Source organism: Achromobacter sp. 2789STDY5608615, from assembly GCF_001298995.1.
GTDB classification, from domain to species: domain Bacteria; phylum Pseudomonadota; class Gammaproteobacteria; order Burkholderiales; family Burkholderiaceae_B; genus Achromobacter; species Achromobacter insuavis.
In genome coordinates, this window is the sequence record NZ_CYTY01000064.1 from 1 (window position 1) to 25,629 (window position 25,629).

Annotated in this window: 24 protein-coding genes; 3 read left to right on the plus strand and 21 right to left on the minus strand. The window is 67.5% G+C overall.

What is annotated here, in order from left to right:
- The 12 genes from AOZ49_RS29855 to flgB all read right to left on the minus strand — a co-directional run.
- A partial coding sequence (locus AOZ49_RS29855) for a Tar ligand binding domain-containing protein (protein ID WP_156355789.1) occupies positions 1-955 on the minus strand: 955 nt, incomplete at its 3' end.
- Between the two features lie 144 nt (positions 956-1,099).
- A complete protein-coding gene (flgL, locus tag AOZ49_RS29860; RefSeq protein WP_054479495.1) occupies positions 1,100-2,359 on the minus strand; it encodes a flagellar hook-associated protein FlgL in 1,260 nt (419 codons plus the stop codon).
- Between the two features lie 48 nt (positions 2,360-2,407).
- On the minus strand, positions 2,408-4,084 hold the full coding sequence (gene flgK / locus AOZ49_RS29865) for a flagellar hook-associated protein FlgK (protein WP_054435485.1): 1,677 nt from the start codon (positions 4,082-4,084) through the stop codon (positions 2,408-2,410).
- A gap of 73 nt (positions 4,085-4,157) precedes the next feature.
- Complete coding sequence (gene flgJ / locus AOZ49_RS29870) at positions 4,158-5,141, minus strand: flagellar assembly peptidoglycan hydrolase FlgJ (protein ID WP_054479497.1); 984 nt, start codon at positions 5,139-5,141, stop codon at positions 4,158-4,160.
- A gap of 5 nt (positions 5,142-5,146) precedes the next feature.
- Positions 5,147-6,283, minus strand: a complete 1,137-nt coding sequence (locus AOZ49_RS29875) for a flagellar basal body P-ring protein FlgI (protein WP_054479498.1) — start codon at positions 6,281-6,283, stop codon at positions 5,147-5,149.
- A gap of 2 nt (positions 6,284-6,285) precedes the next feature.
- On the minus strand, positions 6,286-6,978 hold the full coding sequence (locus AOZ49_RS29880; protein ID WP_035360293.1) for a flagellar basal body L-ring protein FlgH: 693 nt from the start codon (positions 6,976-6,978) through the stop codon (positions 6,286-6,288).
- Positions 6,978-7,763 (minus strand): flagellar basal-body rod protein FlgG, encoded by a 786-nt coding sequence (flgG, locus tag AOZ49_RS29885; RefSeq protein ID WP_020927340.1) that lies wholly within the window; start codon positions 7,761-7,763, stop codon positions 6,978-6,980. Before flgG ends, AOZ49_RS29880 begins: the two co-directional genes overlap by 1 nt.
- A 69-nt stretch (positions 7,764-7,832) precedes the next feature.
- Complete coding sequence (locus AOZ49_RS29890; protein WP_054479500.1) at positions 7,833-8,594, minus strand: flagellar basal body rod protein FlgF; 762 nt, start codon at positions 8,592-8,594, stop codon at positions 7,833-7,835.
- Positions 8,595-8,632: 38 nt separating this feature from the next.
- A complete protein-coding gene (locus tag AOZ49_RS29895) occupies positions 8,633-10,102 on the minus strand; it encodes a flagellar hook-basal body complex protein (RefSeq protein ID WP_054479502.1) in 1,470 nt (489 codons plus the stop codon).
- Positions 10,103-10,172: 70 nt separating this feature from the next.
- Complete coding sequence (locus tag AOZ49_RS29900) at positions 10,173-10,868, minus strand: flagellar hook capping FlgD N-terminal domain-containing protein (RefSeq protein WP_054435495.1); 696 nt, start codon at positions 10,866-10,868, stop codon at positions 10,173-10,175.
- Positions 10,869-10,925: 57 nt separating this feature from the next.
- The gene (gene flgC / locus AOZ49_RS29905) at positions 10,926-11,345 is read right to left on the minus strand and encodes a flagellar basal body rod protein FlgC (protein ID WP_054435497.1); all 420 of its coding nucleotides are present in this window, start codon (positions 11,343-11,345) and stop codon (positions 10,926-10,928) included.
- Positions 11,346-11,367: 22 nt separating this feature from the next.
- A complete protein-coding gene (flgB, locus tag AOZ49_RS29910) occupies positions 11,368-11,775 on the minus strand; it encodes a flagellar basal body rod protein FlgB (protein ID WP_006394438.1) in 408 nt (135 codons plus the stop codon).
- A 168-nt stretch (positions 11,776-11,943) separates the two neighbouring features.
- Here flgB and flgA point away from each other — a divergent pair, with 168 nt between their 5' ends.
- The 3 genes from flgA (at position 11,944) to AOZ49_RS29925 (ending at position 13,601) form a co-directional block, all read left to right on the plus strand.
- Positions 11,944-12,651: a flagellar basal body P-ring formation chaperone FlgA gene (flgA, locus tag AOZ49_RS29915; protein WP_054479512.1), complete on the plus strand. Its 708-nt coding sequence runs from the start codon at positions 11,944-11,946 to the stop codon at positions 12,649-12,651.
- 127 nt (positions 12,652-12,778) lie between these two features.
- Entirely contained in the window at positions 12,779-13,072 is a 294-nt protein-coding gene (gene flgM, locus AOZ49_RS29920) for a flagellar biosynthesis anti-sigma factor FlgM (RefSeq protein WP_006394436.1), read from the plus strand.
- A gap of 52 nt (positions 13,073-13,124) precedes the next feature.
- On the plus strand, positions 13,125-13,601 hold the full coding sequence (locus AOZ49_RS29925; RefSeq protein WP_035361419.1) for a flagella synthesis protein FlgN: 477 nt from the start codon (positions 13,125-13,127) through the stop codon (positions 13,599-13,601).
- 87 nt (positions 13,602-13,688) lie between these two features.
- On the opposite strand, the gene flhF is transcribed toward AOZ49_RS29925, so the two are convergent.
- The 9 genes from flhF to AOZ49_RS29970 form a co-directional block, all read right to left on the minus strand.
- Positions 13,689-16,592 carry a flagellar biosynthesis protein FlhF gene (flhF, locus tag AOZ49_RS29930; RefSeq protein ID WP_054479504.1) on the minus strand — a complete coding sequence of 968 codons (2,904 nt, stop codon included), beginning with the start codon at positions 16,590-16,592 and terminating at the stop codon, positions 13,689-13,691.
- Entirely contained in the window at positions 16,589-18,709 is a 2,121-nt protein-coding gene (gene flhA / locus AOZ49_RS29935) for a flagellar biosynthesis protein FlhA (protein WP_054479506.1), read from the minus strand. The genes flhF and flhA overlap by 4 nt, the downstream gene beginning before the upstream one ends.
- Positions 18,710-18,712: 3 nt before the next feature.
- Entirely contained in the window at positions 18,713-19,870 is a 1,158-nt protein-coding gene (flhB, locus tag AOZ49_RS29940; RefSeq protein ID WP_054479508.1) for a flagellar biosynthesis protein FlhB, read from the minus strand.
- Positions 19,871-20,067: 197 nt separating this feature from the next.
- Positions 20,068-21,615, minus strand: a complete 1,548-nt coding sequence (locus AOZ49_RS29945) for a methyl-accepting chemotaxis protein (protein ID WP_231690481.1) — start codon at positions 21,613-21,615, stop codon at positions 20,068-20,070.
- A 206-nt stretch (positions 21,616-21,821) separates the two neighbouring features.
- Positions 21,822-22,454 carry a protein phosphatase CheZ gene (gene cheZ, locus AOZ49_RS29950; RefSeq protein WP_006387518.1) on the minus strand — a complete coding sequence of 211 codons (633 nt, stop codon included), beginning with the start codon at positions 22,452-22,454 and terminating at the stop codon, positions 21,822-21,824.
- A gap of 8 nt (positions 22,455-22,462) precedes the next feature.
- Positions 22,463-22,852, minus strand: a complete 390-nt coding sequence (gene cheY / locus AOZ49_RS29955; protein WP_006387517.1) for a chemotaxis response regulator CheY — start codon at positions 22,850-22,852, stop codon at positions 22,463-22,465.
- Positions 22,853-22,902: 50 nt separating this feature from the next.
- Positions 22,903-23,961, minus strand: coding sequence for a protein-glutamate methylesterase/protein-glutamine glutaminase (locus tag AOZ49_RS29960; RefSeq protein ID WP_054479510.1), 1,059 nt, complete (start codon positions 23,959-23,961; stop codon positions 22,903-22,905).
- Between the two features lie 46 nt (positions 23,962-24,007).
- Positions 24,008-24,844 (minus strand): CheR family methyltransferase, encoded by an 837-nt coding sequence (locus AOZ49_RS29965; RefSeq protein ID WP_156333587.1) that lies wholly within the window; start codon positions 24,842-24,844, stop codon positions 24,008-24,010.
- Between the two features lie 26 nt (positions 24,845-24,870).
- The coding region (locus AOZ49_RS29970) for a methyl-accepting chemotaxis protein (protein ID WP_231690482.1) at positions 24,871-25,629 on the minus strand (759 nt) is incomplete at its 5' end.

Here is a 25,629-nt window from a genome sequence, read left to right on the forward strand (position 1 = left end):
TGTCGGCGTTCTGCTTGACGGTCGAGGCCAGTTGCTCCATCGAGGCCGCGGTCTCTTCCAGCGAGGCCGCCTGCTGCTCGGTGCGGCTGGACAGGTCCGTGTTGCCGGCCGAGATCTCGCGCGAGCCGACGTTGATTTCATCGACGCCGCGACGCACAGTGGCCACCGTGCGGGTCAGGCTTTCCTGCATGCGCTTGACGGCGCCGAACAGTTGGCCGATCTCATTGGTGCTGCGCACGTCGATGCGGCCGGTGAAATCGCCGCCCGAGATCTTCTCGAAGTGATCGCCGGCTTCATGCAGCGGGCGCAACACGGTGCGGTTGATGAAAATCCAACAGCCGATGGCGAGCACCAGCGCGATCGCCAGCAAGGCGATGGTGACGCTGCGCGAGACATTGTGATCCGTCTCCGCCATCGCCGCCAATTCGTCGGTGCGCTTGTCAATGAAGTTCAGGTAGGCGTCGACCGCCTCGCGGAACTTCGTGTTGACGTCGCTGGCCCTGTCGTTCAGGTTCAGGTAGTCCTGGATGGCCATGTTGGCCAGCGCGGCCGACTGGCCCTTGAGCACGCCGTCGTATTCCTTGAGCGCGGCGTCAACCGCCTGGATCAGCCCTTCCGTGCCAGCAAGCTTGGGCGTCTTGCGGAAGGCGTCCATCATCTTGAAGGCGTCCTGCATCAAGGCATCGGAGCGCTTGGCTTGCGCCGAGGCCTGTTCCGTCTTGCCCTGCTGCATGTCCATCAGCGAGGTGGACAGCAACAGGCGGGCGCGCAGGAACACGGTGTAGGCGCGGTTCAGCGGCACGGCCTGATCGGAGTATGCGGTATTGATCTGTTCCAGCTTGTCGTTGCTGGAATTCAATCCCATCCAGGCCACGCCATTGGATACGAACATGGCACCCGTGAAGAGCAACAGCACCAGGATGATGCAGGTGCGAACTTTCAAATTGACAAGCATGAAATATCCGAGCGTTAAGCGTGGTGAAACGACAAAATTCCTACCCTGTACGCACACACGGACGCTCCGGCATGTCACCGGAAGCGTCCGCAAGGGCGCAACATGCCGCGCCCGCCATCGGGCACGGCCTATGGACTCACCGCATTATTTGCGGCTGAAAAGACTCGATCCCTGGATCGTCATGAAGGCCGCCGACGCCGCCTGCAGGGCCACCTGGCGCAATGCCAGCTGGCTGGCGCCCGAGTAGTAGTCGAGGTCTTCGAGGTCCGACAGCGACTTCGAGTACGACAGGCCCTTCTGGGTGCCGGTGGCGTCCAGCGCCTCCAGTTCGTTCATGCGGGCGCCGACCGACGCGGCCACCGTTTGCACGTTGTCGTAGTTGGTCGACAGCTTCTTGTTGGCGGAGGCCAGTTCGTTGTTCAGCTTGGCCAGCGCCACGGGGTCGCCGGCGATCGGCGAGTCCAGCGTCTTGATGAGGCTGTCCAGGGTGTTGAATATGTCGACGTTGGCCGACTGCACGCTTTGCACGTCGATCACGTCGCCGTTCTGCGGCGTCCCCTTGACCACGACCGAGACACCGCCGAAATCGATCGATGCATCCGGCGTGTACGCAGTCGGGGCGGCGGGCGGCGTGGGCGTGATGACCGGCGGCACCGGCGGATTGGCGTTGGGATCGGTCGTGATGACGCGGTAGCCCATGTTGCCCGTGGCCGGATCCGACTCGAACTGCAGGCTGAAATTCTTGCCGATGTTGGGGCTGCCCGGCGTCACCGACACGGTGCCGAACTGCGCGGTGCTGGTGTTGTGCGCGGCGGCCGTGCTGACGTAGGCCTGCGAACCCGGATTGGCGCGATTGAAGATGTCGCTGCCGATGTCGCTGGTGGACATCTGGCGAGACTGGTCGACCTGCACCGTGCGTTCGCCGGTGGCGCCGCTGTAGACGATCTTGCCGGTGGCGTCCTGGGCGTAGGGAATGACGCCACCCTGGTAGCCGGAGAACAGGTACTGGCCATTGCCATCGGTGCTGTTGGCCAGGCCCAGCAATGCGTCGCGGGCATTCTTCAGCGCGGTGGACAAGGCCTGGCGATCGCTGTCGGCGAAGGTGCCGTTACCGGCCTGCACCACGCGGGTGCGCACGTCGGCCAGCGCCGTCGTGATCGAATCCAGGACGTTGTTTTCCTGGGACAGGTTGGTCTTGGCCGTGTTGCGATTGAGCTGGTACGTCGCGTTCATGCTCTGCGTCTGCGCCACGTTGATCGACAACGAGGCGGCCAGCGGATCATCCGCCGGCGTCAGGAACTTCTTGCCGCTGCCCACCTGTTCGACCAGGCGGTTCATGTCGGATTCCTGAGCGAGGACGCCCTTGAGTCCGTTCGAGTACATCATGGAGGTGCTCAGGCGCATGGGGATACTCCGAATTTGTCTTGATGGGTCACGATGTCAACGATCCGATCAGCCGCGCAGGCCCAGCAGCGTATCGAACAGCGTGCTGGCGACGTCGATGATGCGGGCGCTGGCCTGGTATTGCTCCTGGTACAGCGACAGGCTCACGTATTCTTCGTTCAGGTTGACGCCCGACACCGCCTGCTGGGCCTCGAGCTTCTGGGCGACGAGGTTGGACTGGGCAGTGTTGGCCGACTTGATCTGCGCGGTCTGCACGCCGACGGTGTTGACCACCTGCGAGAACATCTCGTTGATGCTCATCGTGCCGTGGCCCAGCACCTTCTTGGTCTGCAGTTGCGCCAGCGCCAGCGCGTTCTTGCCGTTGGCGTCGCCGCCGGCCGCATCGGCCGCGGCGATCTTTTCCGGATCGGTGATCAGCACGTTGATGTCGCGGGCGGCATCGCGCGTGGGCGACAGCGACCACTTGTCGCCGGCTTGCGGCGGCGAGTCGATCGTCAGCGTGACGCCCATTTCAGCGCTCAGGTCCAGCGTGGCGGTGGGCGGCGTGCCGGTGGCCGGGCCGTTGTACACCTGGGTGCCTTCCGGCACGCGCGTCACGCGGTAGTTGGCGCCGTCGAAGCTGATTTCGTAGTCTTTGGCGTTGATGTTGTTCACGTCGGTGAACGTGCCGCTGATCTGCGCGCCGCTCTTGTTGGCGGCGTTCGGCACGCCCTGCGGCTTGCCGATGCTGAAGAAGTCCGTGCCCGGGTTGCCGGCGGTGTCCAGGCCCTGGCGGTGCTGCTCGTTGAACGACATCGCCAGGCCGACGGCCATCTGGCCCAGCTGGGCCTGCATGACGTCCAGCGACGAGGCGCGGAACTGCAGCAGGCCGCCCAGCTTGCCGCCGGTGACGTCGGCGTCGTTCAGCTCGACCGACACGGTCTTGCCGCCCGAACCGGCCGGCAGCGTGTAGGCGATGACGGTGCGGCTGACGTCCTTGGACGACGCCACGGCCTGCAGCGGATAGATGGTGTTGCCCGACAGCAGCGCCTGGCCGCCCGAGGCCAGCGAGATGTTGAGCTTGTCGCCCTGCTCGTAGGTCGTGATGCCGACGAGCTGGTTCAGTTCCGACACAGCCTGGTCGCGCTGGTCCAGCAGGTCGTTGGGCGGATTGCCGCCAGCCTTGGCGCGGGCGGTGGAAATCTGGTTGTTCAGGTCGTCGATGCGGGTCAGGTAGCTGTTGACCTGGTCGACGGTGGTCGAGATCTGCGTGTTCAGGCCCAGGCGCTGGTTCTGCATTTCCTGGTAGGCCGAGCGGATCTGGGTGGTCAGGCTGTTGGCCTTGCCCAGCAAGTCCTGGCGCGCGGCCGGATCGGCCGGCTTGCTGGCCACGGTATTCATGCTGGTGAAGAAGTTCGACAGGCCCGGGGCGATGCCCACGGTGCGGTCGGCGAACAGGTTGTTGACCTGGGAGATCTGGTCGAACTGGGTCTGCAGCTGGGCGCTGCTGCCTTGCGCGCCGACCAGCTGCTTGTACAGGAAGCTGTCGTAGCTGCGCACCACGGTGTCCACCTGGACGCCGCGGCCGATGAAGCCATTGCTGGTCGCCTGGGCGCCGGCGGTCGAGATCATGACGCGCTGACGGTTGTAACCGACCGTGGTGGCATTGTTGATGTTGTGGCCGGTGGTCGCCAGGCCCGCCTGGGACGCGTTCAGCCCGCCCAATGCCAATTTGTACAGATTCATGCTGACAATGCCCCGTATGTAACCGCGACTGATATTTCTGGATACCCGATTAACGGCAGCAGGTAGTCCAAATTTAGAGTCCTTCCAACATCTGACGCGAAATATCGACCTTGGCGGCGGCGCCGCGCAGCTGGCTCATGACGCCGATCAATTTCTGCGCGTACTGCGGATCGGTGGCGTAGCCGGAACTCTGGATGCGGCGGGCGGCCTCGATCTCGTTGCGCGCCTGGGTCACGCTCTCATAGCGCGGACTGGTGCCGATCAGGCGGGCGTAGTCGGCGAACGATTCCTCGTAGGACGAATAGGCCCGGAAAGGTTGCGTCACCTTTTTCGCGACGCCGTCTTCGTATTCGGTGGTCAGCACATTGACGACCTTGCCCTTCCAGCTGGGGCCCGCCTTGATGCCGAACAGGTTGTAGCTGGTGCGACCGTCCTCGTGCTTGATCTCGCGCTGGCCCCAGCCGGACTCCAGGGCCGCCTGGCCCATGATGAGGCGGGCCGGCACGCCGCTCTGCTGCGAGGCCAGGGTGGCCGCGCGCGACATCTTCGACACGAAATTGATGACGTGCTCGGGCGCGCCCTCGGCCGCGGCCAGGGCCCGGTCGCTGGCGCGGTTGTTGCGCATCACATCCATCAGCGCCGACACCTGGCGCGAGCCTCCGGTCTGGAAATCCAGGTCGGTGCCCTGCCCCAGGCGTTGCACGGCCTCGGCCGGCAGGTCGCCGGGCTTGCCCTGCTGCATCTGCGCCAGGATCGACTGCGACAGGCCGATGCCGGGCGTGGCCAGGTGCAGCGCCAGCTGCTCGTCGGCCATGGATTGCAGCATCTGGGTCTGCTGCGAGTCGAACAGCCCTTCCTTGGGCGTTGCCTCGCGCATGCGCTTGAGCATCATCTGCAGGAACAGCGCCTCGAACTGCTTGGCCACCTGCTTCTGCTGTTCGGTGCCGGGATTGGCCGGGTCCTTGGTCACGTCGCGCTTCAGGTCCAACAGGCGCCCCATGTCGAACACGGAATCCTGGCGACTGCCCAGGGACGCGGAAGTGTTGGTGTAACCCATGGCGGTCAGATGATTTCCAGCTCGGCGCGCAGGGCGCCGGCGCTCTTCATGGCCTGCAGGATCGCCAGCAGGTCCTGCGGCGTGGCGCCCAGGGCGTTCAGGCCCTTGACCACGTCAGCCAGGTTGGCGCTGGTGTTCACGCGCTGCAGCGAGCCGTTTTCCTGGCGCACTTCGATCTGGGTGTTGGGCACCACCACCGTCTGCCCTTCGGTGAACGGCGTATCCGGCTGCGACACCTGGTTCTGGCGGTTGATGATGACCGACAGGTTGCCGTGCGCCACGGCGGCTTCCTCGATCATGACCGTGCGGTTCATGACCACCGAGCCGGTGCGGGCGTTGATGATGACCTTGGCCACGGTCGGGGCGCGCGCCACCTGCAGGTCCTCGACCTGCGACAGGAAGCGCGCCTGCGCCGATTGTTCCATGGGGCTGCGCACCTGCACCACGCGGCCGTCCAGCGCCGTGGCCGTGCCCTGCCCGAACTTGCGGTTCAGCGCCGCCACCACGTTCTGGGCGGTGCCGAAGTCGGTGTTGTTCATTTCCAGGTAGATGTAACCGTCACGCGCGAAGGTGGTCGGCACCCCGCGCTCGACGATCGCGCCGGCGCTGATGCGGCCGCCGTTGAGCTGGTTGATCTGCACGCTGGAACCGCCGGCCGAGGCGCCCGCGCCGCCGACCAGGATGTTGCCCTGGGCGATCGCATAGACCTGGCTGTCGGCGCCCTTGAGGGGCGTCATCAGCAGCGTGCCGCCGCGCAGGCTCTTGGCGTTGCCCATCGAGGACACCACCACGTCGAGCGTCTGGCCCGGACGGGCGAACGCCGGCAGGGTCGTGGTGACCATGACCGCCGCCACGTTCTTGAGCTGCATGTTGCTGCCGGCGGGCACGGTGATGCCCAGCTGCGACAGCATGTTGGTCAGGCTCTGCTGCGTGAACGGCGTCTGGCGCACCTGGTCGCCGCTGCCGTCCAGCCCCACCACCAGGCCATAACCGATCAGCTGGTTGCCGCGCACCCCCTGAATGGAGGCCAGGTCCTTGAGCCGCTCGGCATGCGCCGCCGAGGCGCCGGCCAGCAGCCCCGCCGCGACACAGACGCGCGCCAGCAGGGACAGCAGGGCGGAAATCGGAGTGGGTTGTTTCATGGTCAGAACGGCGAAGCGATCAGGAAGAAGCGTTGCAGCCAGCCCATGGTCTGGACCTCGTCCATGACGCCCTTGCTGCGGTATTCGATGCGGGCGTCGGCCACCTGGGTGGACGACACGGTGTTCGTGCCGGTGATCGAGCGCGGATCGACCACGCCCGAGAAGCGCACGTATTCGCTGCCCCGGTTGATGGCGATCTGCTTCTCGCCGGCCACTTGCAGGTTGCCGTTGGACATCACGCCCACCACCGTGGTGGTGATGGTGCCGGTGAAGGCGTTGTTGGCCGTGCTGTCGCCCTTGCCCTGCGACACGTTGCCGCCCTTGGCGTCGGTGTTCAGGTTGGCGTTGGCCCAGCTGTCCATGAACGACGGCGCGGCGGCGATGCCCAGGCTGGCGTTGCCGCTGCGGTTGGTGTTGGTCGCGACGTTCTTGGAGGCGTTGGTCTTCTCGTTCAGGACGATGGTGACGATGTCGCCGACGTTGCGCGGCCGGCGGTCCTCGAACAGCGGATAGTTGCCGTACGTCGTGGGCTGGTAGATCGAGCCGGTGGGCTGCGCCGTCGGCATCGGCGGCGCCGGCGGCGCGGCCGTCGTCGGCCCGGTCACGATGGGCTCGGGCGGAATCATGGCGCAACCGGCCACCAGCAACGCCAGGGCCGCGCTCGAAACCAGACGCAGGACAGACGACATAGGCATCACAGTTGGGTCAGGCGGGCCAGCATTTCGTCCGAGGTCTTGACGGCTTTGCTGTTCATTTCGTAAGCGCGCTGGGTCGTGATCATGTTGACCAGTTCCTCGGCCACGTTCACGTTGGAGGTTTCGACGTAGTTCTGCATGAACGTGCCGGCGCCGTCGACGCCGGGCTGCAGCAGGTTGGCCGGGCCGGAGGCGTCGGTTTCCAGGTACAGGTTCTCGCCGACGCTCTGCAGGCCGGTCGGGTTGATGAAGGTGGCGATCTGCAGCTGGCCGATCTGCACGTTGACGCCGGCCGCGCCGGGCTGCGTCACCGAGACGATGCCATCCTTGCCGATGGAGATCGACAGGGCGTTGTCCGGCACGTTCATCGGCGGCTGGATCACGTAGCCGCTGACCGTGGTCAGCTGGCCGTTCTGGTCGCGCTGCAGCGCGCCGTCACGGGTGTAGGCCTGGGTGCCGTCCGGCAGTTCGACCTGCAGGAAGCCGCGGCCGTTGATCGCCACGTCCAGTTCGCCGCCGGTGTTGTTCAGGCCGCCGGTGGTGTGGATGCGCTCGGTGGCGGCCACGCGGGCGCCGGTGCCCAGCTGCAGGCCCGACGGCAGCTGCGTGGCGTCGCCGACCTGGGCGCCGGGCTGGCGCAGGGTCTGGTACATCAGATCCTGGAACACGGCGCGGCCGCGCTTGAAGCCGTTGGTCGAGACGTTGGCCAAGTTGTTGGAAATCACGTCCATCGAGGTCTGTTGACCTTCCAGGCCCGTCTTGGCAATCCACAGCGAACGCATCATGATGAAGTACTCCTGGTGCGGCGGCCCGGCCGCGCGCGAAAATTATTTGGTTCGGATCGGCTGACCGGATCAGGAAACCGAGAGGATGCCGTTGGCGCGCTCGGCGTTGCGATCCGCCTGCTGCACCACCTGCATCTGCTGCTCGAAGCGGCGGGCGTTCTCGATCATGCCCACCATCGCCGCCATCGGATTGGTATTGCTGCCTTCCAGCACGCCGGACAGCACCCGCAGGCTGGGGTCGGCGGGGGCCGGCGGCGCCGGCTGGCCATTGACCGGCGCCAGGCGGAAGACGCCGTCGTCGCCGTGCACCAGTTGCGCTTCCGGCGGGTTGGCGAGCTTGATGCGGCCCAGGTTCAGGATGTTGTTCGGGGCATCGCCGGCGCCAATGGCGGTGATGGTGCCGTCCGAGGTGATCGTCAGCGCCGCCTGGTCGGGCACGTCGATGATGCCGTTCTGGTCGGACATCACGGGCTGGCCCAGCGAGGTCTGCAGCAGGCCGTTCACGCCCACCTGCAGGCTGCCGGCGCGGGTGTAGGCCTCGCCTTGCGGGGTCTGCACCGCGATCCAGCCGTTGGAGCTGGCCAGGGCCACGTCCAGGTCGCGGCCCGTGGTCTGCATGTTGCCCATCTCGAAGTTGTTGCGGGCCGTCGACGCCACCGTCGAAACACGCGTCGGCAGGCTAACGCCGTCGTTCACCGGAACCGACCGGTACAACGCGATCTGCTCGCGAAAGCCCGGCGTGTTCACGTTGGCCATGTTGTTGGAGAGCGCGGCCTGGTGCTCCGTGATCCGCGCTGCGCCATTCATGGCGGTGTAGATGATTCGATCCATTGCCTATTCCGTCGGTGTCGTCGCGTGCCCGTCAGCCATTACTTCAGGTTCATCAGGACTTGCATGATTTCGTCCTGGGTCTTGATGGTCTGCGAGTTGGCCTGGTAGGTGCGCTGGGCGATGATCATGTTGACCAGCTCCTTGCTCATGTCGACGTTCGAGGCTTCGGTCGCCTGCCCCACCACCTTGGACATGCCGTTGTTGCCCGGCTGGCCCAGGATCGGCTGGCCCGACGAAGCGGTTTCCTTCCAGGCGTTGTTGCCCACCGGCTGCAGGCCCTGCAGGTTGGCGAAGTCGGCCAGCACGATGGTGCCGACGATCGAGGTTTCGCCGTTGGTGTAGCTGGCCACCAGGCTGCCGTCGGCGCTGATGTTGATGCCGCGGAACTCACCCGAGGAGAAACCGTCCGGCTGGGCCTTGAGCGCATAGGCGCTGCCGTACTGCGTGGTGCCGGCGTAGTTCACGGCGATCGCCAGCGGATCGGCCGGCGTGGTGCCGCCGCCCGGCGTCGCGAACGACAGGTTGACCGTGGCGGCGCTGGTCATCACGCCGGCCTTGTTGAACGTGAACTGGGTCGGGTTGCCCCACACGGCGCCCGCCTGGGTGGTCGGCGCCATGGCCTGGCCGTCGATGGTGTAGTAGACGTCGTAGACGCTGTTGCCGGCGGCGTCGGCGGCGCGCTTGGCAAAGTACTGCATCACCTGGTGCGAGTTGCCCAGCGAGTCGTAGACCGTCATGGGCGAGGCGTTGGTGTAGCTGCCGGGGACCTTGGGGTCGAACGGCTTGCCGACTTCGGTCACGGCGGCGGTGAAGTCGACGAAACCGGGGATGACGTTCAGGTTGCCGGCGGCGACCTGGCCGGTGCCGTCGATGGTGACGGTATTGGGCGCGGTGCCGTAGGTGTTGGCCGGCGGGTTGCCCGGCGCCCAGGTGATCGCGCCGCCAGGCGCCTTGGTGAAGGTGTAGGCGGTGCCGCCCAGCGTCACGGAGCCGGGCACGGCCGGCGACGTCACGGTGTCGACCTGGTAGATGACCTTGGCGTTGGCGTCCAGGTTGGCCACGGTGGTGGCGGTCGAGGTGGCCTTGGGCGCCACGTTGGCGGTGGGCAGCTGCAGTTCGACCGGGTTGGCGCCGATGCCGCCGTTGGGGTAGCCGGTCAGGCGATAGCCCTGCGCGTTGACGATGAAGTTGTTCTTGTCGACCAGGAACTCGCCGTTGCGGGTGTACATCACGGCGCCGCTCTGGTCGGTGACGCGGAACATGCCCTTGGCGCCATCGATGGCGATGTCATATTCGCCGCCGCCGCCGTTGACCGTGCCCACCGTGAAGCGCTGGGTGATCGCCGACACCTTGGTGCCCAGGCCGACGCGCGAGCTGGCGTAGACGTCAGCGAACGACGCGGTCGACGACTTGAAGCCGACGGTGCCCGAGTTGGCGATGTTGTTGCCGATGACGTCCAGGTTCTGCGCCGCGGCGTTCAGGCCGCTCAATCCTTGTCCGAAACCCATGTTTTCTCTCGCTAATCTTTAAAGGGGAAACCGCCGCCGTGGCGCCGGCTGATAATCAAACCGGCTGGCCTCAGCCGATCACCTTGCGCACATCCAGCATGCTGGTCTGGCCATCCAGGCCCATATCCAGGCGCAGGCCGTTGGTGGAGTAGGCCACGCTCTTGACCTTGCCGTACTTCAGCACTTCGGCGGCCACCTTCTTGTCATCGCCATCCGTGGCCAGGACGGACACGGTGTAGGCGCCCGCATCCATTGCCACGCCGGCGTCGTTCTTGCCGTCCCAGTCCAGCGTGTACACGCCGGCCTTCTGCTCGCCCAGCTCGATGGTGCGCACGACCTGGCCGTTGGCGTCGGAAATGCGCACCTGGACCTTGGCGGCGTCCTTCTGCAGGTCGATGCCGTAGGGCGTGACCACGCGTTCGGAGGGGTTCGCGGCGTCCACGCCGACCTTGACGGCCGAACCGGGCACCAGCACACCCTTGCCGATCATCGCGACCGCGTTCATGGATTGCGACACGTCGATCTGGCCGCTGATGGCCAGCATGGTGTTCTTGAGGTTGGTGATGCCTTCCACGGTGGAGATCTGCGCCAGCTGCGAGGTCAGCTCGGCGTTCTGCATCGGGTTCAGCGGATCCTGGTTCTTGAGCTGCGTGACCAGCAGCTTCAGGAACTGGTCCTGCAGGCCCTGGGCGGTGCTGGAGCCGTTGGCGCCGCTTTGCGCCAGGCCCAGGCCGGTCTTGCTGGTGGATTGGTCAACGGTGGTCATGGGTTCACTTCTTCAAAGACTTCCGCGCGGGCGGCGCGGCGCGCGGAATCAGACGGATCAGGATTGGCCGATGGTGAGGGTTTTCTGCATCAGGCTCTTGGCGGTGTTCAGCACCTCGACGTTGGCCTGATACGAACGCGACGCCGCGATCATGTTGACGGTTTCCGCGATCGGATCGACGTTGGGCATGCTGACGTAGCCCTGCGCGTCGGCCATCGGATGCTTGGGGTCGTAGACCTGCTTGAGGGGGGACTGGTCCACCACCACGCCGGCCACGCGCACGCCGCCGATCTCGCGGCCCTGCGTCTGGCCGGCCGGCGGGTTGACCTGGAACACCACCTGGCGGGCCCGGTACGGCTGGCCGTCGGGACCGACCACGCTGTCGGCGTTGGCCATGTTGCTGGCCGCCACGTTCATGCGCTGTGACTGCGCGCTCAGCGCCGAACCGGCGATATCGAAAATGCTCAACAAGGACATTGCCTGCGGTTCCCTATGAAAATCAATCCTGGATGGCGGCCATCATGGTCCGGATGCGACCCGACAGCAGCTGCATCGTGCTCTGGTAGTGCAAGGTGTTGTCGGCGAACTGGACCCGTTCGATGTCCATGTCGACCGTGTTGCCGTCCATGCTGGGCTGGTACGGCAGGCGGTACAGCAGATCGGTCGGCCCCTGCGACACGGCCTTGGCCGGGATGTGACGCGCCGACGTCAGGGTCAGCGAGGTATCCGGCAGGCGCTTGGTGCCTTCCATGGCGTTCTGCATCGCCGTCTTGAAATCGAAGTCGCGCGCCTTGTAGTTGGGCGTGTCGGCATTGGCGATGTTCGAGGACAGCACTTCCTGGCGCTGCGCGCGCAGTCCCAGGGACTGCTGGAAGAAGCGGAAATCTTCATTAAGCCGGTCTAGCATCGGGTCGCCTTGAATACGGATGAAACCCGGGACAGCGGACGCACCGTTATCCCATTGGATGACGGCATCATAGAAGCGGGTGCCTCAACACAATCAGCCAAATAACCCGTCATTTCTCATCCAATTCACGTATTGCCAAGCCGCGCGGGCTTCTACAATTCGGACATGATGAAATTCTCCGCAAAGCTCCGCGCGCGCGCCGCCTGCCTGGCCGCCCTGCTGCTGGCCCCGACGGCCCAGGCGCAGGACGCCGCCGTCCAGGCGCCGGAGGCGATCATCATCGCCGCGCAGACCTATTTGCTGGAACAACTGGCCGCCCTGCCCGGCCAGGCATCGGTGGCCATCGATCCGCCGCGGGCGGACCGCCTGGCGCCCTGCGATGCCATGTCCCCATTTATGCCCTCGGGCATGAAGCTGCGCTCGCGCATGACGGTCGGCGTGCGCTGCAATGCGCCCAAGCCCTGGACCACCTACGTGCAGGCCACGGTCAGCGTGCCGGGCTACTACTACGTCGCTTCGCGCATGATCGCCGCTGGCCAGGCCCTGACGCCCGCCGACCTGGCGCCGCGCGACGGCGACCTGGTGGCCCTGCCCCCGGGCGTCATCACCAATCCCGACACGGTGGTCGGCATGACGGCGGCCTACCGGATCAACGCCGGCCAGCCGGTCAAGGGCGCCGCCCTGCGCAACGCCCAGTCGGTGGTGCGCGGCTCGAACGTCCGGATCAACGCCCGCGGCAAGGGTTTCGTGGTCAGCAGCGAGGGGCAGGCCCTGGACAACGCGGCGCCGGGCGCCACGGTCCAGGTCCGCACCGCCAGCGGACAGGTGGTCAGCGGCGTGGTGCGCAACGCAGGCCTGGTCGAAATACAACTTTAGTCAATGTTACATATCGCGTTGCGGCAAGCGCCCTCCTGCCCTAAAGTTCCTTCCGACCCTGTCGTTACAGAGACATAAGTAGGCGGAGCCGTCGCAAACCGACCCAGGACGCCCTGCGGAGAAAACCTTGAAAATCAATTCGACAACCAACCGGCCCATCTCGGCAGATGCGGTCAGCCCTCGCGCCGAGTCCGCGGTCGCCCAGGCCTACGGCGCCGGCAGCGGCAGCGGCGCCAGCAGCTCGCAGGTCGCGCTGAGCTCGGCCTCGCGCAAGATGCTGGCCCTGCAGGACGGCTCGAACGACATCAACGTCGAGCGCGTCGCCGCGATTCGCGCCGCCATCGCCTCGGGCCAGCTCAAGATCGACACCAGCCGCATCGCCGATGGCCTGATCGCCAGCGCCCGCGACCTGCTGAAGTAATAGCGTTTTTGCAAGATCGCCGTTTTTTCGACCCGTCCGCCCGAGTATGACCATGAGCCCTGTCGAGTCCCTGCAAGCCTGTATGAAGCAGGAAGATGCCCTGATCACCGAGTTTTCCTCCATCCTGGAAGAAGAAACCAAAGTGCTGGTCGGGCCGGGCAACGTCGACGCGCTGCATGACATCACCGAGCGCAAGGGCAATATCGCCCAGCAGCTGGTCGACCTCAGCCACACCCGCGACGGCCTGCTGGCCGAAATCGGCCTGCCCGCCGGCCACGCCGGCACCGAGCAGGCCGCCGTGCAGCACCCGCAACTGTCCGACGTCTGGCAGGCCCTGCTGGCCAAGTCGGCGTCGGCCAACGAAATCAACATGCGCAACGGCGCCCTGATCGACGTGCACCTGCGCTATACCCAGCAATCGCTGGACGCCCTGCGCCAGATCGGCGGCCTGGGCGGCACCTCGACCTACGACGCCCAGGGCCGCGGCGCCCGCGCCACGCCGGGCCGAAAGCCCATCGTCGCCGGCTGAGCCGGATCCCGACGCCCCAAGACAAACAGCCCGCTTTCGCGGGCTGTTTGTCTTGGCGGCCATGCGGCCGTCCCGAGTCGGGGCGCGCTAGACGCCGCCGGCCATTTCCAGCATGGCGAACATCTTCAGCAGCGCCACCGGCAGCAGGCGTCCGGACAGCTTGCGCTCCGGGCTGACGACGCCGGCCAGCGTGGCGCGCACGCCGTCCGCCGCCGACGCATGCGCCAGCTGCCAGCAGGCCGCGCCCAGCTGGCCGGCCATGAGCGACTGCCGCGCCAGCGTATGCGAGCCGTCGACCGCGGGCAGCGCCTGCCAGGCATTGGCCATGTAGCGGAACCCGGCTCGCGCCTCTTCCTGCAGCACCAGCCAGCGCGCCACCGTGGCGGCGTCCGCCTGGCCCGCGGCCAGGTTGGTCAGGCCGAACAACTGGCCGGCCACTTCGCCGCTGGCGGTATCGATCAGGCGGGCGCACACCAGCCGGAAGCGGGTCTCGTCGCCGCGGCCCGGCAAGCCGATCTCGGTGCCCGAGGCCCACAGCGCCAACGGCGCCGGCCGGGCGCCGGGCACGGCGCGCAGGCCGGGCATGTCGCCCGGCTGGCCCACCGGCAGGTAGCCGACGCTCTTGCCCACCGCGTTCAGGTTGGTCGGGCATTCATCCTGGATCACGCGCATGCCGCCCGGGCTGCGCGCCACCCACGACACGCCCTGCTCGCTCAGGCTCTGCCACAGCGCCGAAGTGCCGGCTTCCAGCATGTGCACGGCCGGCACCTGGGCCAGTTGCTCGTTCAGCCAGCGCACCCGCGCTTCCAGGGCCACCGCCGTGTCCGGCTGCGCGGCGGCGGCCGGCGCGAACGACGACAGCATGCCGTGCGGCAGCACCAGCTGTTGCGCCGGCGCCGCCAGGGCTGCGCCGCGGTCGCTCATCAGCACCGCGCTGAGCAGCGTGCCGCCGGGCAAGGCCTCGCCCTTCATGCTGGTCTTGCCGTGCATGACCAGCAGGTTGCGGCTGCAGGCGGTGGAGAATTCGCGCCGCACCATCGCCAGGGGCGTTTCGCCCAGCGCCGCGAGGCTCGAACCCGCGCCGTCGCTGACATACTCGCGCCACGAGGCGCGAGCCTGCACGCAGGCCGGGTCGCTGTCGAGCCAGCCCAGGGTGTCATCCAGGTTCTGCGCGGCCTCGATCGTGCCGGCGCCGCCCTGCGGACGCAGGATCGCCGAAGCCAGCAACTGGCGGCGGCGGGCGGGATCGACGGTCGTCTCGGTTTCGCGCGGCGTCGACCACAGCGACGCCATGTCGGCCTCGCTGGGCGAATACAGGGCGCGGGCGCGCTCGACCATGGCGAAGGCGCGGTCGATGAGCGCATCGGCGCGCGCCAGCTCCAGGTGCTCCGGCACCTTCTGGCCGATCGACGAATAATGGATCGGCAGCCGGTGGCGGATCGCCGTGTCCAGCGCCGCGCCCAGGCGCGAGGCCTCGTCGAGCTTGGTGATGATGCAGCCGGCCACGTCCTCGCCGACGCCGTTGCGATAGGCGTGGGCGACTTCGTCCAGCGTGTCGCCCTGGCTGGCGGCGTTGAGCACCAGCAGGCGGCGCACCGGCTTGCCGGCGTTGCACAGCATCGCGGCCTGCTCGGCCACCTGGCGGTCGCGCTGGCTGATGCCGGTGGTGTCGATCAGCACGATCTTGCGATTGCCCAGCTCGGCCAGGATGCGGCGCAACTCGCCGGCATCGCGCACCGAGTGCGCAGGCACGCCCATCAGGCGGCCATAGATCTGCAGCTGCTCGAGCGCCCCGATCCGGAAATTGTCGGTGGTCAGCATCGCCACCTGCTCGCGGCCTTCGCGGGCGACGCAGCGCGCCGCCAGCTTGGCCAGCGTGGTGGTCTTGCCGACGCCGGTCGGGCCGACCAGCGCGTACACGCCGCCGCCCAGGAATTCATCTTCCGAGCCCAGCACCGGCAGGTGCGTGACCAGTTCATTGCGGGCCCAGGCCAGCGCGGATTCGGCGCTCATGCCTTGCGGCATGCGCTCGACCAGCGCGCGGACCAGCTTGGTGCTGAAACCGGCGTCCAGCAGGCTGCGGAACAAGGCGGCTCCCGCCGGCTCGCGGCCGGGTCCCTGGCGTCCGCCCCACAGCAAGCCGTCCATGCGGCTTTCGAGCGCGCCGCGCAAGGCGCTGATGGCGTCCTGCAAGCCTGCCGCGGCGTCGCCGGGCAGCGCCGCGGGCGGCATCCCCGGACCATTGCGCAGCGGCGCATCGGGCATGCGCGCCATGGGCGACGGCGCCATGGGCGGCATCTCTCGCGCAGGCGGCAAGGCCGGCATTTCCATCCGCACCGGCGCGGCGGGCGCCATCACCGCGGGCGCGGCCGCTTCCGCCGTCACGGCGGGCGGCGCGGCGACCGGCGCCGGCGCCAGGGCGGGCGGCGCCTGACGCGCGACGGGTTCGGGCGACACCTCCGGCTCGGGCAGAGACTGCGCGGCGTAGGTCGACTGGTAGGCGGCGATCGAACGCGACGGCACCGCGTAGGCGGGCTGCGCAGCGGCGACGGACGCCGGCGGCGCACCGTAGGCCGGTTGCGAGGCGCTCGGCGCCGCGCCATAGGCGGGTTGCGGCGCGGCGGCGGCGGCCGGCGCGCCATAACCGGACTGCGCGCCATAAGGCGGTTGCGAGGCCGTGGCCGGCGTGGCGCCATAGCCGGGAGGCGGCGCCAGGTTGGCGGGCGCGGCGTGACCGTACGGCGCGGGCGCCTGCGGTGGCACCGGCGCGGCCGGAGCGCGAGCCGGCGCGTGGCCGTCGGCATACCCCTGCGGCGCCGGCGTCTGCGCCTGCGGCGACGCGTCGTCGAACGCGCCGTCCACCGTGGCCAGCACCTCGATGCCCCCATCCACGCTGCGGTTCGACACGATCAGCGCGTCAGGACCCAGCACCTGGCGCACCTGGCGCATGACGTCACGGCTGTTGGCGCCGAAGAAGCGGCTTATTTTCATTGACCATTACCTCCGCCGATGAGCGCCGTCACGCGGACCATGCGCTCATCCGGAATTTCCGTATTCGACAACACACCCAGCTGCGGCAGGTGGTGGCGCAGGAAGCGCGACAGCGGCGCGCGCAGCACCGGCGACACCAGCAGCACCGGCGCGTTGCCCTGCGATTCCTGGCGCTCGACCGCCGCCTGGGTTTCGCGCAGCAGGGTGTCCGCCAGGCCCGGCTCCAGGCCGCCGCTGGTGGTCAGCGCCTGCGACAGCACGCGTTCGAGCTTGACGTCCAGCCCGATCACGCGCAGTTCGCCCTCGCCCGGGAACCATTGCTGGGTGATGGCGCGGCCGAGCGAGCGGCGCGTCAACGCGATCAGCTCGTTGATGTCGGGCTGGCCGCCCGTGCCGGCCGCCAGCGCCGCCAGGCGCGGGCCATGCTCGGACAGGGTGTCGATGATGGTGCGCATGTCGCGGATCGGCACTTCCTCGGCCAAGAGGCCCTGCAGCACCTTCTGCAGCGCCGTGAGCGACAGCGTCTTGGGCACCAGGTCCTCGACCAGCTTGGGCGCGTCGCGGCCGATGCGGTCCAGCAGCTGCTGCACTTCCTGGCGGCCCAGCAGGTTGGAGCCGTGGCGGTGCATCAGGTGGTTCAGGTGGGTGGCCACCACGGTGCCGGCATCCACCACGGTGTAACCGACCACCTGGGCCTGGTCGCGCAGGCTGCCGTCGATCCACAGCGCCGGCAGGCCGAAGGCCGGGTCGGTGGTGGGCGTGCCCTTGATCTGCATGGTCACGCCGCCCGGGTCGATCGCCAGCCACTGGCCCGGCATGGCCACGCCGTGGCCGATCTCGACGCCGGACAGCAGGATGCGGTAGTCGTTGGGCTTGAGTTCCAGGTTGTCGCGGATGTGCACCACCGGCGGCAGGAAGCCCACGTCCTGGGCGAATTTCTTGCGCAGGCTGCGGATGCGGTGCAGCAGTTCGCCGTTCTGGGCGTGGTCGACCAGCGGGATCAGGCGGTAGCCGACCTCCAGGCCGAGCTGGTCCACCATCGAGACGTCGTCCCAGCTGGCTTCGGCCGCCGCGGCCTGCGCCTGCGTCACGGCCTGCTGCGGCGCCTCGCTGGCCGCCACCTCGGCGGCCTTGCGCCGCTTGAGCATCGCCCACCCGCCCCAGGCCAGCGCGCCGGCCAGCGTCAGGAAGGCGATGTGCGGCATGTTGGGAATCAGGCCCATGATGCCGATGATGCCAGCGGTCAGGAACATCACGCTGGGGTTGGAGAACAGCTGGCTGATGATCTGCTGGCCGATGTCCTGGTCGGTCGACACACGCGACACCACCACGCCGGCGGCGGTCGAGATCACCAGCGCCGGGATCTGCGCCACCAGGCCGTCACCGATGGTCAGCAGCGTGTAGACGCGGGCCGAGTCGCTCATCGACATGTCGTGCTGCGCCACGCCCACGATCAGGCCGCCGATGATATTGATCGCCATGATCAGCAGGCCGGCGATGGCGTCGCCGCGCACGAACTTGCTGGCGCCGTCCATCGAGCCGAAGAAGTCGGATTCCTGCGACACCTCGGCGCGGCGCTTGCGGGCCTCGTCCTCGCCGATCAGGCCGGCGTTCAGGTCGGCGTCGATCGCCATCTGCTTGCCGGGCATGGCGTCCAGGGTGAAGCGCGCGCCGACTTCGGCGATCCGCCCCGCACCCTTAGTGATGACGATGAAGTTGATGATGGTCAGGATGATGAAGACGATGATGCCGACGGCGAAGTTGCCGCCCACCAGGAAGTGGCCGAAGGCCTCGATCACCTTGCCCGCGGCGTCCGGGCCGGTGTGGCCGTGCAGCAGCACCACCCGGGTCGAGGCGACGTTCAGCGACAGGCGCAGCAGCGTGGCGAACAGCAGCACGGCCGGGAAGGCGGCGAAATCGAGCGGCTTGCGGGTGAACATGGCCACCAGCAGGATCATCACCGACAGCGCGATGTTGAAGGTGAACAGCAAGTCCAGCAGGAAGGTGGGCAGCGGCAACACCATCATGCCCAGCACCATCACGATCAGGATGGGGCCGGCCAGGAGCCGCGCATGCGCGGCGCCGTTGCTTTTCAACATGGTGAGCAGAGCGCTCATTCCTTAGACTCCTTGTGCTGCGGTCTTTGCCTGCGGGTCCAGCGCGGCCGGCACGGGCAGGGACTTGGGCGCCGTCGGTTCGGCCCCCCCCCATCCCGAGCGCCACGAGCGCAACTGGAAAACCCACGCCAGCACTTCCGCGACCGCGGTATATAGCTCGGCCGGGATTTCATGCCCCAGCTCGACGTGTTGATACAAAGCGCGCGCCAGCGGCGGCGCTTCCAATGTGGGAATGCGATGCTCGGCGGCCAGTTCGCGGATCTTGGCCGCCACCAGCCCGGTGCCCTTGGCCAGCACGCGCGGCGCGCCGTTCTGGTCTTCCTCGTACTTCAGCGCCACGGCGTAGTGGGTCGGGTTGGTCACGACCACGTCGGCCTTGGGCACCTCGGACATCATGCGGCGGCGCGCGGCCTGGCGCTGCTGCTGGCGGATGCGGGCCTTGGTGTGCGGATCGCCTTCGCTTTCCTTGTGTTCCTGGCGTACGTCTTCCTTGGACATGCGCAGCTTCTTCAGGTGGCTCCAGATCTGCCACGGCACGTCCAGCAGCACGATCACCAGCAGCGAGGCGACGATGAAGGCGCTGCACATCGCCACCAGGCTCAGCGCCTTGGTCAGGGCGGCGGCCGGCGCCACGTGCATCAGGCCCAGCATGTCGTCGTGGTAGCGCCAGATGATCCAGACCGCCACGCCGCCCACCAGCAGGGCCTTGGCCAGCGCCTTGATCAGCTCGACCACGGTCTGCGACGAAAACATGCGCTTGAGGCCGGCGAACAGGCTGAGCTTGGAGAAATTCGGCGACAGCGGTTTGCCCGAGATGACGATGCCGCCCAGCAGCACGCTGGACAGCACGGCGATCACCGCCAGCAGGCCGAAGATCGGCAGAATCACCATCAGGGCGTGGCCGAAGCCGTTGACGGCCTGCTCGACCATCACGCCCGGGTCGGCGACCACGCGCTGGTCGAACGCCAGCCCGTTGCGCAGCACCCCGCTCAGTCCCTGATAAATCGTGCCACCGCCGGCCCAGATCGCCGCGACACCGGCGGCCAGCATCATGAACGTGCCCAGTTCCCGGGAACGCGCAATCTGCCCCTCCTCGCGCGCCTTTTCCAGGCGCCTGGGAGAGGCGGCTTCGGTTTTCTCGAGGTCGCTTTCTTCGGCCATGCTCTGCGGTGTCGTTGCGGCTCGCGGATTGACGGATTACGAGCTGCCCGCCGAGATTCTAGGAGGCCTGGGCCTTGGGCGATAAGCCAAGAAACGGGGGGAAAGCGGCGCTATTCCCGGATGCGCCCGGACCGGGCCGGCCGGGGCGGGCCGGCGACCGGGCGCCCTGCCCCGCCTGCCTGGCGGATCGGTCTGGTTCAGCCGGCCGCCGCGACCACCGGCCGGGCCGATCCGCCGGCGTCCAGGGTGGCCTGGAAACGCACGTAATCGAGCCCGATCCGCACCGCGCCCCAGTGCTCGCCGTCCAGGAACAGGGGCACGGAGATGTCGTTGACGATCTCGCCGGTATCACGGGAATAGGTCTGAAACAGCAGGGTTTCGGTGTTGGCGGCCAGCCGCGCCCCGACCGGGTCGTCGAAGATGCGCTTGTGCCGCACCCGGGCGATGTCCTGGGCCGGGTCGCCGCTGGGCGGGTGCGAATAGCGGCTGTTGTGCGCCGGGGCGTAGCCGCGCGCATCCACCAGCAGCGCATAGCTGCCGCCCGGCACGGCCTCCAGCACACGGTCCAGCAGGCGGTTCAGCGCCTCGTCGATGCCGCGGTCATAGGCGGTGTGGTAGCGCGGCGGTTCGCTGCCCGCGATCCGCTGGTAATGGCGGTCGAACACGTCCAGGCCGCGCTCGCGCGCATGGTCGAGCAGCCGGATCGCCGCCAGCCGGAAGGCGTCGAGCGTCTCGGACAGGCGGTCGAAGGCGGTATTGCCGGTGCGCATGTCCGACAACACCTCCTGCACGCTCTCGGTCTGGCGCCGGATGCGGTCGATCTCGCCGGACATGCTGGCCACCCGCTCGCGCACGTCGGCGCTCAGCGCGGCGATGCGGCTGACGTCCTGGCTCATGCCGTGGTTGGTGGCGTCGACCTCGCCGATCGCCTGCACCACCTCGCCCACCTGCCGGTTCATGCTGTCGAAATCGCGCACGAAGTGCTGGAAATCCTGGCGCGTCTTGTCCAGCACCGCGCCGGACGCGTCCACGTCCTCGCGCAGGGCGCCGGTCTGGCGCTGGGTCGAGTCGACCAGTTCCAGCATCTCGCCGGTATGGCGGCCGATGTCGCTGGTGGCGGCGTTGACCCGCTCGGCCAGCCGGCCGACCTCGCTGGCCACCACGGCGAAGCCACGCCCGGCGTCGCCGGCCCGGGCCGCCTCCACCCCGGCATTCAGCGCCAGCAGCTGGGTCTGCAGGGCGATGTCCTTGATGAGCTTGCTGATGTCGCCGACCGAGCGCGCCCGGCCGGTCAGCTGCGCCACCACGTCGGTGAAGGCCGCCATTTCGCGGGTCATGCGGTCGACCCGTTCCTTGACCTCGGACAGCTCGGCCAGCGCCTGTTCGGCCGCGCGCAGGTTCTGCCCGGAGACCTGGGCGATCTCGCGCGCATGGGTCGACGTCGAGGCCGACAGCGCCGCGATCTGGGCGCCGCTGGCCGCCAGCGCCTCGGCCGCGCGCGCCTGCTCCTGCGCCAGCAGCGCGCAGCGGCCGGCCTGGAACTGGGTCCGGGCGGTATTCAGGGCGATCTCGATGCTGGATTGCCGCACCGTGCTGATCCGGCTGCGGATGCCGGCCAGGAAGCGGTACAGCGGCCAGGCGGCCGGGCTGAGGGACAAGGGGCGTTCGGACAGCGTGGCGCGGCCGCGATTGAGCCGGCGCAACAACCCCCAGATACCTCCGAATCGGAATATGGATCTGGCCAAGATGGCACCTCCTTGTGCGGCCCGGATTGCCTTCTGTGGGCATCCGTTGCCTGGGCGCGATGCGCCCTGTCTCCTGCTGCGGCCCCGATTCTTATTGTTTCGCAGTCTACCCAAGGGCGCGCGTTCGCACCCTTAGGGAATACGACCATGCCCGGCCAGCGGGCATGGCGGCAGGCGGGCCCGCGCGGCCCGCCGCCCGGGCGGGCTCAGAAGCCCAAACTGGCCAGCAGGTCGTCGACCTGGTCCTGGCTGGTGACCACATCGGTCTTGCCTTGCGGGCTGACCTGCGGGCCGTTGAGCAGGCTGTTGGCTTCGTCGCGGCGCTCTTGCGGCACGTTGTCCAGCAGCACTTGCAGCAGCTCGCGCTCGATCGCGCCGACCACGTCCATCATGCGCATGATGACCTGGCCGGTCAGATCCTGGAAGTCCTGCGCCATGATGATTTCCATCAGCTTGGACTGGGTCTGCTGCGTCTGCTTGGGCACGTCCTGCAGGAACGCGCGCGTGTCCTTGACCAGTTCGCGGGCCTCGGGCAGTTCCAGCGGCTGGTCGTACCATTGCTGCCAGCGACCGTCCAGCGCCTGCGCCGAGCGCGACATGCCGTCCTGGATCGGGCCGGCGGCCTCGGTCGCGTTCAACACGCGGTTGGCGGCCTGTTCGGTCATCTGCGCCACGTAGCGCAGGCGGTCGCGGGCATCGGGGATGGCGTTGGCCGCGTCCTTGATCGCCTGGTCCAGGCCCAGCTCGCGCATGCTGTCGCGCAGCATGCGAGTCAGCGAGGCGATGCGGTGGATCAGGTCCGGGGATTCCGTCGAGTCATCATTCTGCGTCGTGCTCATTGCGCACCTCAACCGCCAATTTTCTCGAAGATCTTGACCAGCTTCTCTTCCAGCGTCGCCGCGGTGAAAGGCTTGACCACGTAACCGTTGGCGCCGGCCTGGGCCGCCGCGACGATGTTTTCCTTCTTGGCCTCGGCCGTCACCATCAGCACCGGCAGCGAGGCCAGGCTGGCGTCGGCGCGGATCTGCTTGAGCATTTCCAGGCCGTCCAGATTGGGCATGTTCCAGTCGGACACGACGAACTGGAAGCCGCCGTTGCGCAGCTTCTCCAGTCCGATCGCGCCGTCTTCGGCCTCATCCACGTTCTCGAAACCCAGCTCCTTGAGCAGGTTGCGGATGATCCGCCGCATGGTGGGGAAGTCATCCACCACCAGAATCTTGATGCCCTTGTCTACCATCTTTTACTCCAGAAGAAATTTGCTTGAGATCGATCGGGATCACAGCCGCGTCAAACGCGGTGTCCCCGGTCGCCCAGGCGAGTCAGAATGCGCTCACTCATTGCCGACAGCGGCACCACTTCGTCAGCCGCGCCAATTGCGATGGCCTCCCGGGGCATGCCGAAGACCACGCAACTGGCTTCATCCTGCGCAATGGTATGGGCGCCGGCTCGGTGCATGGCCAGCATGCCGGCCGCTCCGTCCTTGCCCATCCCGGTCAGGATGACGCCGATGGCGTTCTTGCCTGCCGCCACGGCGGCGGAATTAAACAACACATCCACCGACGGGCGGTGGCGATTGACCGGTTCGCTGGCTTCCAGCTCGATCACGTAGTTGGCGCCGCTGCGGCCCAGGCGCATGTGCATCTCGCCGCCCGGGGCCAGGTACACGTGGCCCGGCAGCACGCGCTCGCCGCGCACGGCCTCGCGCACCGTCACCGCGCACAGGGCATCCAGGCGCTGCGCGAACGACCGCGTGAAGCCGGCCGGCATGTGCTGCGTGATCAGGATGGCCGGGCTGTCCGGCGGCAGCGGCTGCAACACCTCGCGGATGGCCTCGGTGCCGCCGGTGGAGGCGCCCACGATGACCAGTTTTTCCGAGCTGGCCAGCGGCCGGCGCAGCATCGGCGCCGGCGCGGGCGCCGGGGCGTGCGGGCTCGGCGTGCGCAGCTTGGCGCGCGAAGCGGCGCGGATCTTGTCGGCGATGATCTCGGTGTATTCCAGCAGGCCGTCGCGGATGCCCAGCTTGGGCTTGGTCACGAAGTCGATGGCGCCCAGTTCCAGCGCGCGCAGCGTGATTTCGCCGCCGCGCTCGGTCAGCGACGACACCATCACCACCGGCATCGGCCGCAGGCGCATCAGCTTTTCAAGGAAATCCAGCCCGTCCATGCGGGGCATTTCCACGTCCAACGTCAACACGTCGGGATTGTGCTTTTTGATCAGCTCGCGCGCCACCAGCGGATCAGGCGCGGTCGCAACCACTTCCATATCCGGCTGGCTGTTGATGATCTCGGTCATCAGTCCGCGCACGAGCGCGGAATCATCCACACATAGAACTCTGATTTTCTGCATTGTTTACCGCCTCAGGCGGACCTGGAACCCGTCGCCACCGACAGGTCTAGGCCTTGCCCGCGCATTCGTAGACTGTCTGCCCGCGCAGACGGAAATCCCGACTGATATAGGTGAAGTTCTCGGAATGGCCCGCAAACAGCAGGCCGCCCGGCTTGAGCAGCGGAACGAACCGCTCAAGGATCTTCGCCTGGGTCGGCTTGTCGAAGTAAATCATGACGTTGCGGCAGAAGATGACGTCGAACTTCTCGCTGATCTGCCACGAGGGCGCGAGCAGGTTCAACGTCTCGTACCGCACCATGTCGGCGATCTCCGGACGCACCCGGACCTGCCCGGCGTTGGAACCGCGGCCCTTCAGGAAGAAGCGCTTGAGGCGGCTCTCTTCCATCTTGGCCACGCGCTCGGCCGGATAGACGGCCGCGCGCGCCCGGTTCAGCACGTTGGTGTCGATGTCGGTCGCCAACACCGAGCAGCCGCTGGCGCGTGGCCCGAGGGCCTCGGCCAGGGTGATCGCGATGGAGTACGGCTCTTCGCCCGTGGACGCCGCGCAACACCACACCGACACCGGGCCGCCGCGCTTTTGCACGAAGTCGGCCAGGATCGGGAAATGGTGCGACTCGCGGAAGAACGCGGTCAGGTTGGTCGTCAGGGCGTTGACGAAATCTTCCCATTCGGCCGCGTCCGGCTCGTTCTCGAGCTGGTCCAGATAGCTGCCGAAGTCCTGCCGGCCCAGCGCCCGCAGGCGCCGCGCCAGCCGGCTGTAGACCATTTCGCGCTTGTGCGCGCCCAGCGAGATGCCGGCGCGCGCGTGAATCATCTTGCGGACGCGGGTGAAGTCCGCGTCCCGAAAATCGAATTGGCGGTCCACCGGGATGGACGGCGCCATGTTTGCCGCTGTCGCCACTGCCGTCCTCAGCGCTCAAGAGCAAGCGCGTCAGGCGCTTGCAGCCGTGATTCGTCGGCGGCGGCGCGGCCCGAAGACAGGCGATGGGCCGGCACTTCGATCACTTCGCCGATGTTGACCTTGAACACCGCCACCGCTTCGGCCAGGCGCTGCGCCTGTTCCTGCAGCGAGCCGGCCGCGGCCGCGGCCTCTTCCACCAGCGCCGCGTTCTGCTGCGTCACTTCGTCCATCTGCGACACCGCGCGGTTCACCTGGTCGATGCCGCTGGACTGCTCTTCGGACGCCGCCGAGATCTCGCCCATGATGTCCGTCACGCGCTTGACCGACGCCACGATCTCCTGCATCGTCGCGCCCGCGCGCTCGACCTGCTGCGAACCCGCGCCCACCTTGGTCACGGAATCCTCGATCAGGCCCTTGATTTCCTTGGCCGCCTGCGCGCTGCGCTGCGCCAGCGAGCGCACTTCGCCCGCCACCACCGCAAAGCCCTTACCCTGCTCGCCGGCACGGGCCGCCTCCACCGCCGCGTTCAGTGCCAGGATGTTGGTCTGGAAGGCGATGCCGTCGATGACCGACACGATTTCCGAGATCTTGCGCGAGCCGGCCGAAATGCCCTGCATCGTGCTGACCACTTCGGACACGGCGGAACCGCCGCGCTCAGCCACATCCGACGCGCTCGCCGCCAACTGGTTGGCCTGGCGTGCGTTGTCGGCGTTCTGCTTGACGGTCGAGGCCAGTTGCTCCATCGAGGCCGCGGTCTCTTCCAGCGA

What these genes read in the sequence shown, in the direction of transcription:
- flgK (WP_054435485.1), bottom strand. Translation starts at nt 4,084, where the DNA reads ATGAATCTGTACAAATTGGCATTGGGCGGGCTGAACGCGTCCCAGGCG.
- AOZ49_RS29880 (WP_035360293.1), bottom strand. Translation starts at nt 6,978, where the DNA reads ATGCCTATGTCGTCTGTCCTGCGTCTGGTTTCGAGCGCGGCCCTGGCG.
- AOZ49_RS29890 (WP_054479500.1), bottom strand. Translation starts at nt 8,594, where the DNA reads ATGGATCGAATCATCTACACCGCCATGAATGGCGCAGCGCGGATCACG.
- AOZ49_RS29900 (WP_054435495.1), bottom strand. Translation starts at nt 10,868, where the DNA reads ATGACCACCGTTGACCAATCCACCAGCAAGACCGGCCTGGGCCTGGCG.
- AOZ49_RS29895 (WP_054479502.1), bottom strand. Translation starts at nt 10,102, where the DNA reads ATGGGTTTCGGACAAGGATTGAGCGGCCTGAACGCCGCGGCGCAGAAC.
- AOZ49_RS29960 (WP_054479510.1), bottom strand. Translation starts at nt 23,961, where the DNA reads ATGCAGAAAATCAGAGTTCTATGTGTGGATGATTCCGCGCTCGTGCGC.
- flgA (WP_054479512.1), top strand. Translation starts at nt 11,944, where the DNA reads ATGAAATTCTCCGCAAAGCTCCGCGCGCGCGCCGCCTGCCTGGCCGCC.
- flgG (WP_020927340.1), bottom strand. Translation starts at nt 7,763, where the DNA reads ATGATGCGTTCGCTGTGGATTGCCAAGACGGGCCTGGAAGGTCAACAG.
- AOZ49_RS29925 (WP_035361419.1), top strand. Translation starts at nt 13,125, where the DNA reads ATGAGCCCTGTCGAGTCCCTGCAAGCCTGTATGAAGCAGGAAGATGCC.
- flhF (WP_054479504.1), bottom strand. Translation starts at nt 16,592, where the DNA reads ATGAAAATAAGCCGCTTCTTCGGCGCCAACAGCCGTGACGTCATGCGC.
- cheY (WP_006387517.1), bottom strand. Translation starts at nt 22,852, where the DNA reads ATGGTAGACAAGGGCATCAAGATTCTGGTGGTGGATGACTTCCCCACC.
- flgL (WP_054479495.1), bottom strand. Translation starts at nt 2,359, where the DNA reads ATGCGCCTGAGCACCTCCATGATGTACTCGAACGGACTCAAGGGCGTC.
- flgJ (WP_054479497.1), bottom strand. Translation starts at nt 5,141, where the DNA reads ATGGGTTACACCAACACTTCCGCGTCCCTGGGCAGTCGCCAGGATTCC.
- AOZ49_RS29875 (WP_054479498.1), bottom strand. Translation starts at nt 6,283, where the DNA reads ATGAAACAACCCACTCCGATTTCCGCCCTGCTGTCCCTGCTGGCGCGC.
- flhB (WP_054479508.1), bottom strand. Translation starts at nt 19,870, where the DNA reads ATGGCCGAAGAAAGCGACCTCGAGAAAACCGAAGCCGCCTCTCCCAGG.
- AOZ49_RS29965 (WP_156333587.1), bottom strand. Translation starts at nt 24,844, where the DNA reads ATGGCGCCGTCCATCCCGGTGGACCGCCAATTCGATTTTCGGGACGCG.
- flgC (WP_054435497.1), bottom strand. Translation starts at nt 11,345, where the DNA reads ATGTCCTTGTTGAGCATTTTCGATATCGCCGGTTCGGCGCTGAGCGCG.
- flgB (WP_006394438.1), bottom strand. Translation starts at nt 11,775, where the DNA reads ATGCTAGACCGGCTTAATGAAGATTTCCGCTTCTTCCAGCAGTCCCTG.
- cheZ (WP_006387518.1), bottom strand. Translation starts at nt 22,454, where the DNA reads ATGAGCACGACGCAGAATGATGACTCGACGGAATCCCCGGACCTGATC.
- flhA (WP_054479506.1), bottom strand. Translation starts at nt 18,709, where the DNA reads ATGAGCGCTCTGCTCACCATGTTGAAAAGCAACGGCGCCGCGCATGCG.